At 51.3% G+C, this 18,182-nt stretch carries 12 protein-coding genes; 5 read left to right on the top strand and 7 right to left on the bottom strand.

Going from position 1 to position 18,182, the window contains the following annotated elements:
• Both ybeY and QLH52_RS14885 read left to right on the top strand, forming a co-directional pair.
• Positions 1–465, top strand: a complete 465-nt coding sequence (gene ybeY / locus QLH52_RS14890) for an rRNA maturation RNase YbeY (protein WP_033158341.1) — start codon at positions 1–3, stop codon at positions 463–465.
• Complete coding sequence (locus QLH52_RS14885; protein WP_033158342.1) at positions 462–1,298, top strand: HlyC/CorC family transporter; 837 nt, start codon at positions 462–464, stop codon at positions 1,296–1,298. The genes ybeY and QLH52_RS14885 overlap by 4 nt, the downstream gene beginning before the upstream one ends.
• On the opposite strand, the gene QLH52_RS14880 is transcribed toward QLH52_RS14885, so the two are convergent.
• From QLH52_RS14880 to glgB, 5 genes are all read right to left on the bottom strand, one after another.
• Entirely contained in the window at positions 1,291–5,052 is a 3,762-nt protein-coding gene (locus QLH52_RS14880) for an EAL domain-containing protein (RefSeq protein ID WP_319962096.1), read from the bottom strand. The two genes, QLH52_RS14885 and QLH52_RS14880, sit on opposite strands and share 8 nt — an antisense overlap.
• Positions 5,053–6,099: an extracellular solute-binding protein gene (locus QLH52_RS14875; RefSeq protein WP_319962095.1), complete on the bottom strand. Its 1,047-nt coding sequence runs from the start codon at positions 6,097–6,099 to the stop codon at positions 5,053–5,055.
• A 151-nt stretch (positions 6,100–6,250) separates the two neighbouring features.
• Entirely contained in the window at positions 6,251–7,042 is a 792-nt protein-coding gene (locus tag QLH52_RS14870) for a type II and III secretion system protein (RefSeq protein WP_319962094.1), read from the bottom strand.
• Positions 7,032–8,465, bottom strand: coding sequence for a glycogen synthase GlgA (gene glgA, locus QLH52_RS14865; protein ID WP_033158344.1), 1,434 nt, complete (start codon positions 8,463–8,465; stop codon positions 7,032–7,034). Before glgA ends, QLH52_RS14870 begins: the two co-directional genes overlap by 11 nt.
• 10 nt (positions 8,466–8,475) lie before the next feature.
• Positions 8,476–10,656, bottom strand: coding sequence for a 1,4-alpha-glucan branching protein GlgB (gene glgB, locus QLH52_RS14860; RefSeq protein ID WP_033158345.1), 2,181 nt, complete (start codon positions 10,654–10,656; stop codon positions 8,476–8,478).
• Between the two features lie 215 nt (positions 10,657–10,871).
• Between glgB and glgC the strand changes: the two genes are divergently transcribed.
• Genes glgC through malQ form a run of 3 tightly spaced genes read left to right on the top strand, consistent with a single transcriptional unit; the run spans position 10,872 to position 15,324 of the window.
• A complete protein-coding gene (gene glgC / locus QLH52_RS14855) occupies positions 10,872–12,152 on the top strand; it encodes a glucose-1-phosphate adenylyltransferase (RefSeq protein WP_033158346.1) in 1,281 nt (426 codons plus the stop codon).
• Positions 12,142–13,833, top strand: a complete 1,692-nt coding sequence (locus QLH52_RS14850; protein WP_033158347.1) for a glycoside hydrolase family 57 protein — start codon at positions 12,142–12,144, stop codon at positions 13,831–13,833. The genes glgC and QLH52_RS14850 overlap by 11 nt, the downstream gene beginning before the upstream one ends.
• An 18-nt stretch (positions 13,834–13,851) precedes the next feature.
• Positions 13,852–15,324 (top strand): 4-alpha-glucanotransferase, encoded by a 1,473-nt coding sequence (gene malQ, locus QLH52_RS14845; RefSeq protein ID WP_033158348.1) that lies wholly within the window; start codon positions 13,852–13,854, stop codon positions 15,322–15,324.
• A gap of 15 nt (positions 15,325–15,339) precedes the next feature.
• Here the strand turns inward: malQ and QLH52_RS14840 are convergent, their stop codons facing one another.
• A complete protein-coding gene (locus QLH52_RS14840) occupies positions 15,340–16,197 on the bottom strand; it encodes a quinoprotein dehydrogenase-associated putative ABC transporter substrate-binding protein (RefSeq protein WP_319962093.1) in 858 nt (285 codons plus the stop codon).
• 93 nt (positions 16,198–16,290) lie between these two features.
• On the bottom strand, positions 16,291–18,144 hold the full coding sequence (locus QLH52_RS14835; RefSeq protein WP_033158350.1) for a methanol/ethanol family PQQ-dependent dehydrogenase: 1,854 nt from the start codon (positions 18,142–18,144) through the stop codon (positions 16,291–16,293).
• Positions 18,145–18,182: the final 38 nt, after the last annotated feature.

Below are 18,182 nucleotides of genomic sequence, written 5' to 3'. Positions count from 1 at the left end.
ATGAATTATATCGACATGCAAATTGCTACTTCGGCACCTCATCCCGAACTCGAGCAGTTTCAGCAATGGGTGGACGCCGGGCTAGCAAGCTTTGAGGATGATGCGGACTGCGAGTTGGTGATTCGTTTGGTCGACGATGTGGAAAGCGCAGAGCTGAATCAGCAGTATCGGCATAAAAACGGACCGACTAACATCCTGAGCTTTCCCTTTGAAGCCCCGGCGGGCATGGACATGGACTTGCTGGGCGATTTGGTGATTTGTGCACCGCTGATAGGGCTGGAAGCTGCGCAGCAAAATAAATTGCCCGAGCACCATTGGGCGCATATCACTATACACGGCGTATTGCATTTGCTAGGGTATGACCACATAGAGGATCAGGATGCCGAACAAATGGAAGCATTAGAGATTGAGATTTTGAGCAAATTAGGTATAGCAAACCCTTATATGGAGGATGGAAAGCAATGAGCGATGGTAACCCCCCGAGTAGTCAACCCCATAAGAGTTTGATCGAGCGCATCGGTCATTTTCTGAGTGGGGAGCCGCAAGATCAGGAAGACTTGCTGGAAATATTGAGAGAATCGCAAGAAAAACATCTGTTAGACTCCGACGCACTGGCCATGATGGAAGGCGTGATGCATGTGGCGGAGATGCGGGTCAGAGACATCATGATTCCGCGTTCACAAATGGTCGTCGTTCCTAGGGAAGCGGAACTGGAAACCATCTTTCCTTTAGTGGTCGAATTTGCTCATTCCCGTTTTCCCGTCATCGAAGAAGACCGCAGCAAGGTGGTTGGTGTTTTGCTGGCCAAGGATTTACTGGCTCATGCTTTAAAGGATAAAACCCTGAAAGTCGAGGATGTCATGCGCCCGGTCAACGTGGTGCCGGAAAGCAAACGTTTAAATGTGTTACTAAAAGAATTTCGCACCGAGCGCAACCACATGGCCATCGTCGTCGACGAATACGGCAATGCCGCCGGCTTGGTGACGATTGAAGACGTCCTGGAGCAAATCGTCGGCAAGATTGAAGACGAACACGATGACGACGAAGTACAAGAATTTATTTCTCAGCGTAGCGAGAAAGAATTTATCGTCAGCGCGCTGACACCCATCGAAGAATTCAACGATTATTTTTCCGCCGCATTGGAAGACGACGAATACGACACGCTAGGCGGTTTAATCGTGCAGCGTCTAGAACATTTTCCGAAGAAAGGCGAGAAGGTGGAGCTGGACGATTTCTGTTTCGAGGTATTGCGGGCCGACAATCGGCGAGTGCATTTACTGAAATTGAAGATCAAATAACTGTGTTCTGCGCGCTGGTGCCTGAGGCATTAAGCATTAGTAGTTCCTCGAACGCATCGGCCGGCAGGGCTTTGGAGAATAAATAGCCCTGCCCATAGTCGCACTCCGCTTCCAGCAGTAGCTGGCGTTGTTGTTCGGTTTCTATGCCTTCCGCGATGACTTTCATCCCCAGCTTGTGCGCCATGACGATAATCGCTTCGCAGAGAATTTTGTCGCTGGAATTCGGCGACAAATTGCCGACGAAAGACTGATCGATTTTCAGATAATCGATATCGAATTTCTTCAGATAAGCCAGCGACGAATAGCCGGTGCCGAAATCGTCCAGCGATACTTGTATCCCTGCGTCTCGAAAAGCCAGTAATTGATCTTTCACCACATTACTGGCGTCCAGCAGCAAGCCCTCGGTAATTTCCGCGACGATGCTTTGTCCCGGCAGCTCAAGTGTTTGCAAGTATTCCAGCCAAGTGCCGTGGGACTGGTCGTCGTAAAACTGCATCGGCGACTTGTTGACGCTGATCTGAAAGTCCGGATGGTATCGGGCACGCCATTGTTTGACCTGTCCTGCCGCTTGTTTAAATACCCAAGTACCGATTTCGGCAATCAGGCCTATATCTTCGGCAATATGCACAAATTCGCTGGGGCTGACCATGCCCCGTGTCGGGTGTTGCCAGCGGATCAGCGCTTCGGCTTTATGGATGGCGCCGGATCCCAGATCCACGACCGGCTGGTAATATACTTCAAATTGGTTGGCCTCCAAAGCATGGCGCAAATCGTCGGCAATCAGCATGCGCGCTAGAGCGGCTTCCTGCATTGACGGAGTGAAATAACAATAGCGATTACGGCCCTGGTGTTTCGCTGCGTACATTGCCTGATCGGCGTTTTTTATTAAGGTATCGATTCTCTCGGCGTCCTTCGGGTACAGGGTGATGCCGATACTGGCCGAGATGTAGGCCACTTTGCTTTTCAGCTGAAAAGGTTCGGCGAGTCTTTGCAGGATGTTTTTGACCACCCGTTCGGCATCCTCAGCATCATCAAGTTCGCCGAGGATGACTGTGAATTCGTCGCCGCCCAATCGGGCGACAGTATCGGAATCGCGTACGCAATGCAGCAGCCGTTGTGAGGCATCTTTTAACAATAAATCGCCCATATCGTGACCCAGCGTATCGTTAACTTCCTTGAAACGGTCCAGATCAAGCAATATCAAAGCGACCTGCAAGCCGCTGCGATGTGCCTTTTTGATTTCTTGATCCAGCCTGTCATGAAACATGCGGCGGTTGGGCAGGCCGGTGAGCGGATCGAAATTGGCTTGGGTCCAGATCAGTTCTTCGGACTGCTTCTTTTGGGTGATGTCGGAAAATAACGCAACTCGCCGCTGCGGCAGGCCATCCGCGCTAAATATGGTATTGATGGTCAGTTGCTCAGCAAATATCTCGCCGTTCTTCCGACGATTCCAAATTTCGCCTTTCCAGTGACCGCTACTGTTGATGGCTTGCCACATGGCTTGATAAAACTGTTCGCCCTGCCGCGCCGAGTTCAGAATGTTATGGTTTTTACCGATGACTTCGTCCAATGTGTAGCCGGTCAAAGCGGTGAAAGCCGGATTGACATTGATAATCATGCCTTGTGCGTCGGTCACGGCCATCGCTTCGCTGCTGTTCTGATAGACTAAGGACGCCAATTGCAGTTCTTCATTGCTGCGGCTGCGGTCGATTGCAATGCCGGCCAAATGCGAGGCCTGTTCAATCATCTGAATATCGTCTGCTCCTGGCTCTGCGGGATGGCGCTGGTAAATACCAAAAGTACCCAACAATTGGCCGGACGCGCCACGTATCGGCTCAGACCAGCACGACCCTAAACCAGCCCTAGCCGCAAGCTCGGTAAACGGCGCCCAATAAGTATGGTTTTGAATATCTTCGACAATCACTCGCTGGCCGAAATACGCAGCCGTACCGCATGAGCCGACACCGGGGCCTACGTAAAGGCCGTCTACAGCAGAATTGTAGAAGTCGGGTAGATGCGGTGCAGAGCCTATGAACAAGCGATTACCTTCGTTATTTAATAGCAATATCGAACAAATTAAGTTAGGATTTTGGGCCTCTACACCCAATACCACCGCTTGCAGGATCTCCGGCAGTGCCGCGCCTTTGGATACTAATTCCAGCACATGGTTATGGGCGCGCTCACGATTGGCCGCTTGTTGGCGGTCAGTAATATCCATGGCTATGCCGATGATACCGACCGTTTCTTTGTTGATGTCTTGCAATGGCGTGCGGGTTATTTGTATGGTGTGCCGTTTGCCATCGGCAAATTTTATTTGCTCGAGGGACTGATGTGCTTGATTTGCTTGCGCTAAACACGCTTGATCGGCACTTAAAAAACGGGCTGCGATCTCCGCGCCGAACAACTCGGCCAATGGTTCGTTGGCAATTAAACGGGTTTCCGGCAGGCCAAGGGCATCGCAAAAAGTATGGTTCACAAACAAAAAGCGCGTATCAAGGTCGGCCAACCAAATGCCGACGGGGGCGTTGTCGAGAATGGCATGCAACTTAGCTTCGGAGGCATGTAACTCGGCTATTTGCGAGTTTAATTGTTCGGTCATCGACATGAAACTATTCGCCAGATAGCCGATTTCGTCGTTACGATGTGTCGGTAACCCGGTCAGCGGCGTGCCCAGCTTGAATTGACCGATGGCGGTGGTCATCGAATTGAGCGGTTTTGCCAGGACGCGCGCCAACATTAGCGAAATTGCACTTGCCAGCAGGCTGAACAACAAGGTTATTTCGATAACGCTCACTCCCAGAGCTTTACTTTCCTGCAAAACGTTTTTCAGCGGCGTATATAAACCCAGCATGGCGAAGCGTCCGCTGCTTTCCGAGCCCAACGGCAGTTTTACGAAAGCGGCGAGTGAAGAAGCGGCCAAACTTTGCGTATCGCTGGTCGCGAATACCGAATGCGCTTGTTTGCCAGCCAGAATCGCTTTTACGTTCGGGATGTCTTCCTGAATCAGGAAACTGCGGCCGCTCTCAAATCCAAAGGTTTTTGCCGCGTCGGGGTGAATTAAATAGTCCCCTCTGTCGTTGCTGAGCAGCAATTCAATATCGTCGGGAATATTGCCGCGTACTTGCTCGAATAGCCCTTGTAAATCGACATTGATGACGATCACTGCGATGGTGGCGTTGGCCGACTTGATCGGCATCGCTATCCGCAGTGTGGGTTTGCCGAATCCCAGGTGCGTGCCTAATTCCTGATTTAAATTGATTTCCGAAACGTAATATTGCTCCGCAGCCAGCGGCACGGTTTCGAATACGTAAGGAAAATGGTTTTTCTCTTGTAACTGCGCGTCGGCAATCACTTTGAGGTTGTCTTGATCTCTATCGACTCTGACTAATTCCTTGCCGTAATGCTGCGTGTCGATCAAACGGATTTGACTGTATTCGGGATGGGCATTCAGCAAGCTGACAAAAATCTCTGCCAATTGATTTTTACGTATGCCCAACTTTGCGTCAGGTGTTGCCGAGACAATGTCGGCGCTGACCGGCAAATTGCTTAGAAACTTGACGCTGCTGGCGGTAGCTGCCAACGCATCGGCAAATCGGTTTCCCACGGCTTGGGTGTCGTTGAGCAGTTTATCCTTGGCGATTCCCACCAGCATGGCCCGGCTGCGGTCGTAGACATAATAACCGGTCAGGCCTGTCGATAGCGTGCCCAGCAATGCCAGCCAGAAACCCAGTTTTATGCCTATGCTGGAGCGCACTTAAAATGCCTCGGGTGCTTCACCGGAAATGATTCTATCCCATAGCGTTTTGCGCGCCAGCGGATCGAGTATCGGTTCCAGCCAAATAATGGGTTGGTTTTGGGTGTTGTCGTTCTCCGGCGCTGTAATGGTGTTTGCCAAGCCGTGTTGCTGGGTGAGTCGTTCGCTGACCGATTTTTCCAAGGTGTAATTAATCCATTTTTCTGCCAACTCGGGGTTCCGGCTATTTTGGGTGATGGCCCAGCAATCCAGCCAGGCCAACGCACCTTCGCGGGGAATCACATAACCAATGTCTGCACCTGCTTCGCGCAGAGCTTTCAGTTGCTGGGTGCCGTAATTACCGAAAATCAAGGCTATGTCATATTTGACAAAAAGCCTGGTCGCTTCCTCCGCGGTCGCGTAAAAGGTCAGCACATTACGGCGTAACTTGGCCAATTCGCGAGCGGCCTGTTTTAGCTCGGGATCTGTCATCCGGAACGGATTGGATACGCCCCTTAATAAGCCGACTATGGAGAAATTGTGATTACTGGCGTTAAAAGCCAATACTCGGTCCCGATAGGCTGGGTCCCACATAGCCGACATGGATTGGGGGGGAGTGTTAATGAGTTTGCGGTTATAGATCAGCCCCATTTCCGAGTAGGTGTAAGGGACAGCATACGTGTCGTTCCCGCGAACCAGGCCGGGGATGGCTTGCAAGTTTTGGAAACGCGGCAACTGCCGGGCATGGTTGGGAATATTTGTCATGCTGATCGGCCTGCTCAGGCCTTGATCGATATAACGCTGCAATTCCGCAGTATTGACAGCAAATACGTCATAGTTGCCACCATTGATTTTCTGCCAAAGGTCGTCGTCGGACGTTACCAGGGTTAACTCTATCGCCACGTCGAACCGCTGCTGGAATGCCGAAACCACTTCACTATCGGCGTAACCGTCCCAACTGAGCACCCGCAGTGTTTCCTGGGCGGATACCCATCCGGATGTTGCCAGACATATAATCGTAAGAAAATATGTCAGAACGGTGGCGGAACATTTGGCAGTAATGCTCATAAGGCTATCGGCATGAATTTGTCGGGCCATCATAACCAATAAGTATGCGCTTTCCGCCAATGTCGATATTGATATTATGTTGCCGCGCACAGATTCCGAAAATAATGCCATGAGGCTATCTGGTCGGATTGTCGTTTAGGGCGGGTCCGGATTAATCGGCTTGATCGACTTTGATCAGAATGCGTAAAGCATTTTGCCGGGTGCTGTGGTTGAAACTGTTGAAGCCGTGATTGTCGGATTGTTCAGTGTCGGTGTTGCCGGCAATTTCCACCCATTCGCCGAGATTGGCGCGTAAAGTGGTGTGAGCGGATTGGGTTTCGATGTGGCCGTTGCGCTGAAAGCTATCCGACCACGGTTCTATATCGAGAGTGACCTGGTTGCCGGCCAAGCGCGGCGTAACAGCGAAGCCGGTACTGGCTTCAATCATCTGGGTATTGCTGCTCACCGCGGAGCCGTAACCATAGCCCGAGTCGTATACGCTGTAATTTTGCACCGGCCGGACCTGTCCGGTTTTGATATGGGCCGCCTGGCCTTCCAGGGTGCGTAATTGTTGGTGTTGTTGCCGGTTTCGCAAGTCTTCGCTGTTGCCCATCATGCCGTGCATCTGAATCCTATTCGGCGTGGCGGCAATGGCCGCTTCTGCGTTCAATTCGGCTGCGGTTTTGCTACTGGTTTGCAAGACGCTGATGACTAAATTGCTGAGCCGGGCGTCGAGTTTTTGAATGACGGCCCGGATTTCGCCGAGTTTGGCGGGATTGGTTTTAACGATCAGACTGGCACCGTTCTCGATGACGCGATCATCGGCATCCAGCAGCGGTGCCAGTAAAGCGCGTACGTCGGAGGCCGGACGGTTCATCAGGGGGATCACTTCTATCACCGATTCGTCGGCAAGTGCTTGGCCGGCTATCAACATCAAGCCGGCCAAGCAGGGTTTAAATTTCATTGTAAAGCGCGAGATATTGATTCGCACTGTTTTGCCAGGAGAAATCCTTGAGCATCGCGTTACGTTGAATTTTCTTCCAGACTGGTCGATTGTGGAATAACACCAGGCTGCGTTTGATGGCTTCTATCAGCGCGGCCGCCGACGCATCGTTGAACGAGATGCCGCTGGCGGTGCCGTTGGCAATACTTTCCGGAAGTGCGTCGACTACCGTGTCTGCCAAGCCGCCGGTCTTTCTGACGATAGGTATCGTGCCATAGCATTGGCTATACATTTGGTTTAAGCCGCAAGGTTCGAAGCGCGAAGGCATCAGGAAGATGTCGGCGCCGGCTTCGATTTGATGCGCCAAGCGTTCGTCGTAGCCAATGGTGATGGATACTTTTTCCGGATATAAGCGGGCAAATTCCTGCAGGCGGTATTCGATGCTTTTATCGCCGCTGCCCAGTAAGGCAAATTGCAAGGGTAGGGTGGTCATCTCTTGTAAACAGCTTAGTACCAGATCGATACCTTTTTGTTCGACCAAGCGGCCAATCAAACCAAACAAGGGCGTTTCCGATTCCACCGGCAAGCCCAGTTGTTGTTGGAGTGCCGCTTTATTGATTTGCTTGTCTTTTAGGGTATCGACGCTGAAAGGCTTTGCGATATAGGCGTCGTTCGCCGGATTCCAGACCGACACATCAATGCCGTTCAGAATGCCGCGTAACTGGCTTTGTTTATGCGCCAACAAGCCTTCCAAGCCGTAACCGAATTCAGGGGTCTGGATTTCCTGGGCATAAGTGGGGCTCACCGTGGTAATACGGTCGGAATAGCTCAACCCGCCCTTGATAAAGGACAGCATGCCGTGGAATTCCAGACCGTCCGGGTGGAGTAATTGTCCTGGCAGATTTAACTGGGCGTAGGTGCTGCCGGGAAACAGTCCTTGGTAGGCCATATTGTGAATGGTAAAAATCGTCGCCGGCGGGTTGGGTTCCAATGACAGCAGTGCCGGTACCAATCCGGTTTGCCAATCGTTGCAATGCACAATGTCGGCGTGCCAGTCTAAATAAGCCCGGTTGGTGGCCACTTCGACGATGATGCGGCAAAACAGCGCAAAGCGCTCACCAATGTTCGGCCAGGGGCGTCCGGCTTCATCAAGGTATGGGTTACCCGGAAAATTAAAGAACGGCGGATAATCCACCAGCCAGACGATGACATCACTGTCCGGCAAGCGGGTTTCCAGTAGGTTAACGTCGCAATTGTTGACTCGCACCGTGCATAGGTAACGGCCGGGTTCGCAGTTCTTGATGCCCTGGTAATTGGGCATGATGATGCGCACGTCCTGGCCCAACGCGGCCAGGGCCAGAGGCAGGCTGCCGGCGACATCCGCCAGGCCGCCGGTCTTGATCAAGGGGTGGGTTTCGCTGCTCGCGAACAGAATTTTTTTCATGGCGCTAAAACTACATTTTCAAAATAATACCGGCCAGGGGCGGCAAGGTGACGGAAATGGAGTGGTCTTGGTTCATCCAGGGTTGCGGTTCTGACAACACCGAGCCATTGCCAAGGTTGCTGCCGTCGTAATATTGAGAATCGGAATTGAAAATCTCGTAATAGGTGCCGGGATTAGGTACGCCGATCCGGTAACTTTCGCGCGGGACCGGGGTGAAGTTCAGGATCACGATCAAATCTTCATGCGCCGATTTGCGGCGATAACTAATGATAGATTGTTGATAGTCGTGGCAATCGATCCATTCAAATCCGTGATGGTCGAAGTCGTAACGGTGCAGGGCGGTATGGCTGGAATAGAGTTTATTCAAGTCTTTAACCAGGGTTTGCAGGCCTTTGTGATGCGGATAGTCCAATACGTACCAATCAAGCGTACGGTTGCAACTCCACTCGGTGCCTTGGCCGAATTCGCAACCCATGAACAACAATTTTTTGCCCGGATAAGTAAACATCATCGTGTACAGTAGACGCAAATTGGCAAAGCGTTGCCATTCATCGCCCGGCATCTTATTCAACATCGAGCCTTTGCCGTGCACCACTTCGTCGTGCGAGAACGGCAGCACAAAGTTTTCTGTGAATGCGTAAAGCAGGCCGAAAGTCAGCGAATCATGATGGTATGAGCGGTGGATCGGTTGTTCCTGCATGTAATGCAGAATGTCGTGCATCCAGCCCATGTTCCACTTCATCGAGAAGCCCAAGCCACCGGTCCAGGTGGGCCGAGTCACTTGCGGCCACGAGGTCGATTCCTCGGCCATGATCACCGTGCCGGGATGCTGCTCGTGGGTGACGGTATTCATTTGACGCAGGAAGTCGATGGCTTCCAGGTTTTCGTTACCGCCGTACATGTTCGGAATCCAGTCGTTGGCGTCGCGCGAGTAGTCCAGATACAGCATCGACGCCACCGCATCGACCCGCAGGCCGTCGAGGTGGAATTCCTCCAGCCAGAAGAAGGCGCTGGACAGCAGGAAGTTTTTCACTTCGTTGCGGCTGTAGTTGTAAATCAAGGTGCCCCAGTCGCGGTGCTCGCCTTTACGTGGGTCTTCGTGTTCGTAAAGCGGCGTGCCGTCGAAGCGGCCCAGAGCGAAGTTGTCTTTTGGAAAGTGGGCGGGCACCCAATCCAAAATTACGCCGATGCCGTTTTGATGGCAGTGGTCGACAAAATAACGGAAATCGTCCGGCGTGCCGTGGCGGCTGGTCGGCGCAAAATAACCGGTGGTTTGATAACCCCAGGAAATGTCCAGAGGGTGTTCGGTGACCGGCAATAACTCGATATGAGTAAACCCCAGTTCCTTGACGTAATCCACCAACTGCTCGGCAAGCTCGCGATAATTCAGGAAATTGCCGCGATGGTCGCGCCGCCAGGAGCCCAAGTGTACCTCGTAAATCGACATCGGCTGATGCAGCCAGTCGTGCTGCGGACGGTGGTCCATCCAGCTGCCGTCTTGCCAGGTATAGCTGTCTTCTACTGTGACAATCGCAGCGGTTTGCGGACGGAATTCGAATTGCTGGCCGTAAGGGTCGGTTTTGACTAGCAGTTGGCCGGTATGGCGATTCAGAATTTCAAACTTGTACAAGCAGCCGGCAGACAGGCCGGGAATGAAAATTTCCCAGATACCGCTACTGCCCAAGCTGCGCATCGGATGGCAGCGGCCGTCCCAGCGATTGAAGTCGCCGATCACGCTGACCCGCTGTGCGTTCGGCGCCCAAACCGCAAAATGTACGCCGGGAATATCGGCAACGCTGTGCAGATGCGAGCCAAGCTTTTTGTAAATATGCCAATGCCGACCCTCGGCAAACAAATGTTGGTCGAATTCCGGCAGCACCGGGCCGAAGCAGTATGGGTCGTAGTGTTGATGGTCGTAGCCGTCCTTGTCCGTCCAAAATAATGGGTAATGCTCGGGGATGGCTTCGTTGCCCGGATGGTATTCGAAAAAATCGGTGTCGGGAATACGAGAGAATTCTGGGCCTTTGGGACTGTTGATTCTTACGGTTTCCGCGTAGGGCAAATACACTCTGATGACGTTATCGCGGCCTTGACCATGACGGCCTAGCAGGGCGAAAGGATCGTGATGCTTTGCTTCGGTGAGTTTGATTAGTTCTGAATCAAGCGTGTTGGTTTTGCTTGGCTTGTTCATTTTGCAATGCCTCAGTTATAGTTAGTTATCGGTTGGCAGGAATAGCAATTTTGGTAATGACCGACTTTTCAGCATCAAATCGCTTGAGTTTTTACTTTTCCGTGAAGAGTAACGATAATGGCTCTACGCGGCAAGTGGCAGGTAGAGAAATCTGTGAAATGTCGGTTGCAGTCGGTTTTGGGCGGTAAAGCTTATTTAATTGAAAGAGGATACACATGTCAGTCGTCGATACACATCAAACGGAGAGACGGGTCAATGATTTAACCCGCAACACCATTGCGTTAATTCTGGCTGGCGGACGCGGATCGCGGCTGAAGGATATGACCGACTGGCGGGCCAAGCCGGCGGTGCCGTTTGGCGGTAAATTCCGTATCATCGACTTTCCTCTATCCAACTGTATTAACTCCGACATTCGCAAGATCGGTATCCTTACCCAGTATAAAGCTGATTCGCTAATTCGCCACATCCAGCAGGGTTGGGGTTTTTTGCGCGGCGAGTTTGGTGAATATGTCGACTTGATGCCGGCGCAACAACGGCATGACGAACATTCCTGGTACCAAGGCACCGCCGATGCGATATATCAGAACATCGACATCTTGCGGGCCCGTAATCCTGAGTTTGTATTGGTATTGGCTGGTGATCATATTTACAAGATGGACTATTCGGTGATGCTGGCCGATCACGTTGCCAATAAGGCCGATCTGACGATCGGTTGTATAGAAGTCTCACTGGAAGACGCTAAGGCGTTTGGTGTAATGCACGTCGATGAAAATCGCCGGGTGAAGGCGTTTGTGGAAAAGCCCGAAAATCCGCCGGTGATGCCCGGCCGGGAAAACACGGCGTTGGCTTCCATGGGTATTTATATTTTCAATGCCGGTTTCTTGTTCGAACAACTGATCAAAGATGCCGATACCAAAGGCTCCAGCCGTGATTTTGGTAAGGACATCATTCCGTCAGTGATCGAAAAATATCGGGTCAACGCCTATCCGTTCCTCGATTTACAAAGCGGCCAGCAAAGCTATTGGCGCGATGTGGGAACCATCGATGCCTATTGGGCGGCCAATATGGAATTGGTCGGTGTCAAACCCGATATGAATTTGTACGACAATACTTGGCCGATCTGGACCTATCAAGCGCAAACGCCACCGGCTAAATTTGTGTTTGACGATGACGATAGACGCGGCCAGGCGATCGACTCTATGGTCTCCGGCGGTTGCGTGATTTCCGGCGCCACGGTGCGCCATTCCTTACTGTTCTCTATGGTGCGTGTTAACTCCTACAGCTCGGTGCAGGATTCAGTGATTTTGCCCGAAGTGAATGTCGGTAGACATTGCCGGATTACCAAAGCCATCATCGAAAAGGGTTGTCAAATACCGGAAGGTACCGTGATCGGCGAGGACCGGGCGGAAGACGAAAAACGTTTTCATGTCAGCGAGGGCGGCGTGGTGTTGGTGACATCCGATATGCTGGGACAAAGACGGAATTATGTCCGATAAAAAGCTTAAGCTGGTGCTCTGCTGGCACATGCACCAGCCTGAGTACCGAGACATGCAGAGCGGCGAATTCAAGTTGCCGTGGACCTATCTGCATGTGATCAAGGATTATGTGGATATGGTCGCGCATCTGGAAGCCGTGCCGGGGGCTAAAGCGGTGGTGAATTTTGCTCCTATCCTATTGGAGCAGATCGAAGATTATTCCAACCAAGTCAACGGCTATTTGCACGATAGAATTGCCATCAAGGACCCTCTGTTGGCTGCTTTGGTCGAACCTTCGGTTTCCGCCGATCCGGAAAAGCGCTTAAAGTTGTTACGCGATTGCCGAAAAGCCAACCGGGAGCGGCAGATCGAACGCTATCCGGCTTTTCGTAAGCTAACCAATATGGCAGACTGGATTGAAGCTCACCAGGACTCGGTCAATTACCTGAATGCGCAATTTATTTCCGACATTTTGGTCTGGTATCACTTGGTCTGGATGGGCGAGACGGTCAAACTCAAAGATAACCGCGTCAAACGCTTAATCGAAAAAGGCAGCGGCTTTAGTCTGCATGACAGGATCGAGATTGTTGAAATTATTCGCGATCTGTTGTCGAAAGTTATCTACCGCTATAAGGCTTTGGCTAGAAAAGGCCGCATCGAACTGTCGGTGACGCCTTATGCGCACCCCATCATGCCGTTGATGCTCGAGATAGACAGTGCCCGCGAGGCAATGCCTGGCGTAACCTTGCCGGGTATTAGTCATTACCCCGGTGGTGAAGAGCGCGTGCGTTGGCATTTGCAAAAAGGCTTAGCGACCTTTCGGCATTTTTTCGGTTTCGAACCGCAAGGGTGCTGGCCGTCTGAAGGCAGTATCAGTCAGCGGACCCTGGAAGTGTTAGCTGATTTTGGTTTCAAATGGGCCGCCAGTGGCGGTAATGTCTTGCATAACAGCATACGCGCCAGCGCGCTTGGCGAAGCAGTTACTGTGCATCGCCCCTTTAAGCTGGGTTCTGCGGAGATCGCCTGTTTTTTTCGGGACGACGGCTTGTCGGATTTAATCGGATTTGAATATTCAAAATGGCATGCTGATGATGCGGTGGCTGATCTGATTCAGCACTTGGAAAATATCGCCGATTATGAGCCACAGACGCCCCTGGTTTCGATAATCATGGATGGCGAAAATGCCTGGGAATATTTTCCGGATAACGGGTATCATTTTCTTAGTGCGCTGTATAAGCGGCTTAGCGAACATCCGCGTATCGAATTAACCACTTTTTCTGACTATCTGGATAGTGCCGCTCCCCAGTCTGGGTCCTTGCCGAAATTGGTGGCCGGTAGTTGGGTGTATGGTACGTTTTCGACTTGGATCGGCGATGCCGATAAGAACTGCGGCTGGGAGATGTTGGCTGATGTCAAAAACGCTTTCGACAAAGCGGTCGCCAACGGCAAACTCTCCGAGCAACAATTGGCTGCCGCACAGGTGCAATTGGGCGTCTGCGAGGGGTCGGATTGGTTTTGGTGGTTCGGTGATTATAATCCCGGCGAAGCGGTCAGCGATTTTGAAAAACAATATCGGCTTAATTTGAGCAATCTATATCGTTTACTGGGCGAAGAGCCGCCGCCCTATCTGGCCTTGTCGTTTACACAAGGCTGCGGCAGTCCAGCGATGGGCGGCGCAATGCGGCGCGGTATTCAAATATAATAAAATGGAACAAACAACATGGGTGCTCTCTTGGATAAACGCCGCGCAGGTGTTTTGTTACATATAACATCGCTCCCGGGCCGTGGAGAGTGTGGTGATTTGGGTAAGGAAGCCTTCAATTTTGTTAATTTTCTGCACGATATAGGTGCTACCGTCTGGCAGACCTTGCCGCTGGGCATGACGCATGGCGACGGTTCACCTTACCAGTGCTTGTCGGCACATGCCGGCAATCCTGCCCTGATTAACATTCAATGGCTAGCCGATAAGGGTTGGCTGCAAACTACCGACCGTTGCGGCGATTGCCATACCAACGCCGAATACACCAAAAGTTGTTTGGTAACGAAAGCGTTCTATGGTTTTCAAAGCTTGGCTGATGCCGAGCAGCAGCACGATTTTAAGCAGTTCTGCGTGGAAAAAGCCGATTGGCTGGACGACTTTGCCTTGTTTATCGCCTTACGTAATGTGTTTGGACATAAAAGCTGGAATCAATGGCCGGACGCACTGAAGCAACGCGAGCCGGGCGCACTGAATGAATCAAAGCAGTTACTGAAGGCTGTGATCGAAACGATCAAATTCGAGCAGTATGTGTTTTTCCGGCAATGGCACGAGTTGAAAGATTACGCCGCCAAACATGGCGTACTGATGTTTGGCGATATTCCGATCTTTGTATCGTACGACAGTGCCGATGTTTGGGCGAACCGGGCGGTCTTCAAACTTAACGATTTGGGCGAAATGGATGTCGTGGCCGGCGTGCCGCCCGATTATTTCTCTGAGAACGGTCAGCGTTGGGGGAACCCGCACTATGACTGGAAATATTTGCAGAAAACCGATTTTAAATGGTGGTTAGATAGAATCAAATCCCAGTACGAAATGTTCGATATTTTGCGAATCGATCATTTTCGCGGCTTAGAGGCGGCATGGGAGATTCCGGCCAGCGAGCATACCGCTATCAACGGGCGTTGGGTTAAAGCGCCGGGTGCGGAATTGCTGGCGGCTATTCAGGAGCAATTTGCCTCGCTATCCTTGGTGGCAGAAGATCTTGGGATTATTACCGAAGACGTAGAAGCTTTGCGCGACGATTTCGATTTGCCGGGCATGAAAATTTTGCAGTTTGCTTTCGGCGACGATAGTCGCAATCCTTATTTGCCCTGCAATTATCAGAAAAATAGCGTGGTTTACACCGGTACCCACGATAACGATACCACGCTGGGCTGGTTCGAAGGGCTTAATGACGGCGAGAAACAGCGTATATACGATTATCTTGGCTGGTCTAGCCTGCCCATGCCCAGTGCCTTGATTCATGCCGCGTTAGGCTCGGTTGCCAATCTGGCGGTGATACCGATGCAGGATATTCTGAAGTTGGGATCACCCGACAGAATGAACACGCCAGGCACAACCGAAGGAAATTGGCGCTGGCGGTTCGATTGGTCGCAATTAACCGATGATAAAGCCGGACATTTTGCGCATCTGGTTAGATTGTTTGGACGTTAGCTCTTAAATGGCATTTCAATCGTCGTCTTTTTTGCCGGTGTCTGCCGGGATCGGCAATACGGCAATGTCGTAACTTGCGATGATGGCCTGGATTTTATCCAGGTTTTTGTCGATCAAATCATTCAGTTGTTGCTTACGTTTGTTGTCGCCTTGACGCAGGCCCATGGCTATTGAAAAATCAAACTTTAAGCCCGGTGAAGATTGCATAGGTATAGCAATATAACTGCCTTTTGGGGCTTGCGATTGCACATATCCCGCCATAGGTCCCCAAAGTATCACCATATCTATTTTTTTGGCACGTAAGTCTTTTTCGATTTGCATAGCGGTGTTGTGTTCGCTGTCTCCGGTCATGCTTTGGTAGGGAATCCCTTGCTCCAGCAAGCCGTTTTTTTGCAGCCATTCTGTGCCTGGGCCGCGGTCGAACATTGCTATTTTCAGCTTTTCCTGCCTGGCCAATGGGAGATTGGCTAGTTGTGCGCTGTCTTTAATATCGTCCCAGCCGCGGCCTTTGGCAATCAGCAGCACATAAGTCGAGTGGAAGTAGGGTTTGCTGGTATCGGTAAGATCGTAGCCGGCTGGCACGCCCATCACTACATCGCATTTAAAACCTTCGCCGTTATCGTTCTCGGCTTTCAATGTGTTGCGGATAAAGCCGATTCTTTCCGGTAGCCAGGTATATTCCAGTTCCTGTCCTAACTGTTCGGCAAATAGGGCGGCGATTTTGTTTTCGTAGCCGGTTTGTTCTTTGGTCGAATAGGGCGGGTTTAACGGGTCGGCGCAAACCCTGAATTTGTCTTGGGCGTTCACAGAAATCGCTGATACAGCCAAGGTCGCCGTCATTATTAATTTTGAGGCGGGTGAGAACATTTTCATCGCAGTTTCCTTTTAGCTGGGGTCTATACGTAAAAAAGCCTTGGCCGATTACTCGGCCAAGGCTTGCTTTACTGAAATCTAACGGGTTAGATCTTAGTTAGGCAGAGCGAACACAGTCAGTGTACCACCCAATTTGGTGTAAGAGCTCAAGCTTCTGTATGCACCCACCGCGCCCAAACCTTCTGAGCTGGATGCAGAAGTACCGTCGTCGATACCGGCAGCGATACCGATACCAGCCCAACCGCCGATACCTGACAGAACGCCAACGTATTGTTTGCCTTCAAATTCCCAAGTATTGACGTTACCGATGATGCCGGACGGAGTTTTGAATTTGTACAATTCTTTACCGGTTTTAGCATCAACTGCTTTCAGGTAGCCTTCCAGGGTGCCGTAGAATACGACGCCGCCAGCGGTAGCAACCGAACCTGACCATACAGAGAATTGCTCTTTGTTGGACCAAGCGATTTTGCCGGTTTTAGCGTCATACGCAGTGAACTGACCCAAGTTGGTGGTGCCGTCTTTTTTACCAGTCAGCACGTCAGCGCCGGCAGGCATCATCGACAGCGTGGCACCTACATAAGGTTGACCCGCGGTGTATGAAACTTCAAAGGGTTCATACTCCATGCACAAATGGTTGCCTGAAATGTAGAACAGGCCGGTTTGTGGAGAGTAAGAAACAGGTTGTTGGTTTTTAGAACCCAACGCTGCAGGGCAAGTACCTACAGTGTTGACGTCTTCACCGTTGTGCTCGGTAGAAAACTCTGGCACTACTTCAGGACGGCCTGATTTCAGATCGACGTGAGACGCCCAGTTGACGGATTTGTCGAATTTCTCAGCAACCAACAATTCGCCGGTTTCGCGGTCCAGGGTATAACCGAAGCCATTACGGTCGAAATGCACGATGGTTTTGTGCATTTTGCCTTTGACTTCTTGGTCAACCAGAACGGTTTCGTTGATACCGTCATAGTCCCATTCATCGTGTGGAGTCATTTGGTAAACCCATTTAACTTCACCGGTGTCGGCGTCACGCGCCCACAAAGACATGGACCATTTGTTGTCGCCTGGACGTTGTACAGGGTTCCAGGTCGATGGGTTGCCTGAACCGTAGTAAACCAAGTTCAGTTTAGGATCGTAAGAATACCAGCCCCAGGTAGTGCCGCCGCCGATTTTCCATTGGTCGCCTTTCCAGGTGCTGGTGCCAGAGTCAGCGCCAACAGGGGTGACTTTGCCGTCTTGCCAAGTGGTGGATTTGCCTGGTTTCAACAGGGTGTCTTTATCCGGACCCATACTGTAGCCTTTCCATTCCAGCTGGCCGGTGCGGATGTTGTAAGCAGCCAAGAAGCCGCGTACGCCAAACTCACCACCGGAAATGCCGGTAATGACTTTATCTTTAACAACCAATGGTGCGTTGGTGTTGGTCATACCCAATTTAGGGTCGCCGTTTTGTACGCTCCATACGCGCTTACCGGTTTTGGCATCCAGCGCAGTCAGTACGGTGTCTGATTGTTGCAGGAAGATTTTGCCGTCGCCGTAAGCCAAACCGCGGTTAACGGTATCGCAGCACATTACTGGGATGGTGACGTCAGCGTCCATGGTTGGGGTAAATTCCCAGATGACTGCTTTAGTTTTTTGGTCGATCGCGTAAACGGTGTTTGGGAACGGGGTGTGGATGAACATGACGCCGTTAACAACCAAAGGGCCGCCTTCATGACCGCGCAAAACACCTGTAGAAAAAGACCAGGCTGGTTGCAGGTTTTTAACGTTTTGAGCGTTGATTTGCGACAGCTTGCTGTAACGTGTGCCGGCGTAGTCGCCGCCCCATGTAGCCCAGTTGGCTGGGTCTTGTGTCAGTTTTTCAACATCGCTGTTAGCGGTAGAGACAGTTGGTGCAGCAAGTAAAGTCGCTACAGTCGAAGCAAGCAGCCAGTTTTTTACAGGCTTCTTCATATGTTTCCTCCTGGTAATCTGTTGATGAGACAGAGTAC

Origin of the sequence: Methylomonas defluvii (assembly GCF_033949435.1) — a bacterium.
Classification (GTDB): domain Bacteria; phylum Pseudomonadota; class Gammaproteobacteria; order Methylococcales; family Methylomonadaceae; genus Methylomonas; species Methylomonas defluvii.
The sequence above is the reverse complement of the archived record's forward strand: the minus strand, read 5'-3'. Positions and strand labels throughout refer to the sequence as shown.

Bases quoted from the DNA above. Each gene is read 5' to 3' on its own strand.
- ybeY (WP_033158341.1), top strand. From the start codon at position 1: ATGAATTATATCGACATGCAAATTGCTACTTCGGCACCTCATCCCGAA.
- QLH52_RS14885 (WP_033158342.1), top strand. From the start codon at position 462: ATGAGCGATGGTAACCCCCCGAGTAGTCAACCCCATAAGAGTTTGATC.
- QLH52_RS14875 (WP_319962095.1), bottom strand. From the start codon at position 6,099: ATGAGCATTACTGCCAAATGTTCCGCCACCGTTCTGACATATTTTCTT.
- QLH52_RS14870 (WP_319962094.1), bottom strand. From the start codon at position 7,042: ATGAAATTTAAACCCTGCTTGGCCGGCTTGATGTTGATAGCCGGCCAA.
- glgA (WP_033158344.1), bottom strand. From the start codon at position 8,465: ATGAAAAAAATTCTGTTCGCGAGCAGCGAAACCCACCCCTTGATCAAG.
- glgB (WP_033158345.1), bottom strand. From the start codon at position 10,656: ATGAACAAGCCAAGCAAAACCAACACGCTTGATTCAGAACTAATCAAA.
- glgC (WP_033158346.1), top strand. From the start codon at position 10,872: ATGTCAGTCGTCGATACACATCAAACGGAGAGACGGGTCAATGATTTA.
- QLH52_RS14850 (WP_033158347.1), top strand. From the start codon at position 12,142: ATGTCCGATAAAAAGCTTAAGCTGGTGCTCTGCTGGCACATGCACCAG.
- malQ (WP_033158348.1), top strand. From the start codon at position 13,852: ATGGGTGCTCTCTTGGATAAACGCCGCGCAGGTGTTTTGTTACATATA.
- QLH52_RS14840 (WP_319962093.1), bottom strand. From the start codon at position 16,197: ATGAAAATGTTCTCACCCGCCTCAAAATTAATAATGACGGCGACCTTG.
- QLH52_RS14835 (WP_033158350.1), bottom strand. From the start codon at position 18,144: ATGAAGAAGCCTGTAAAAAACTGGCTGCTTGCTTCGACTGTAGCGACT.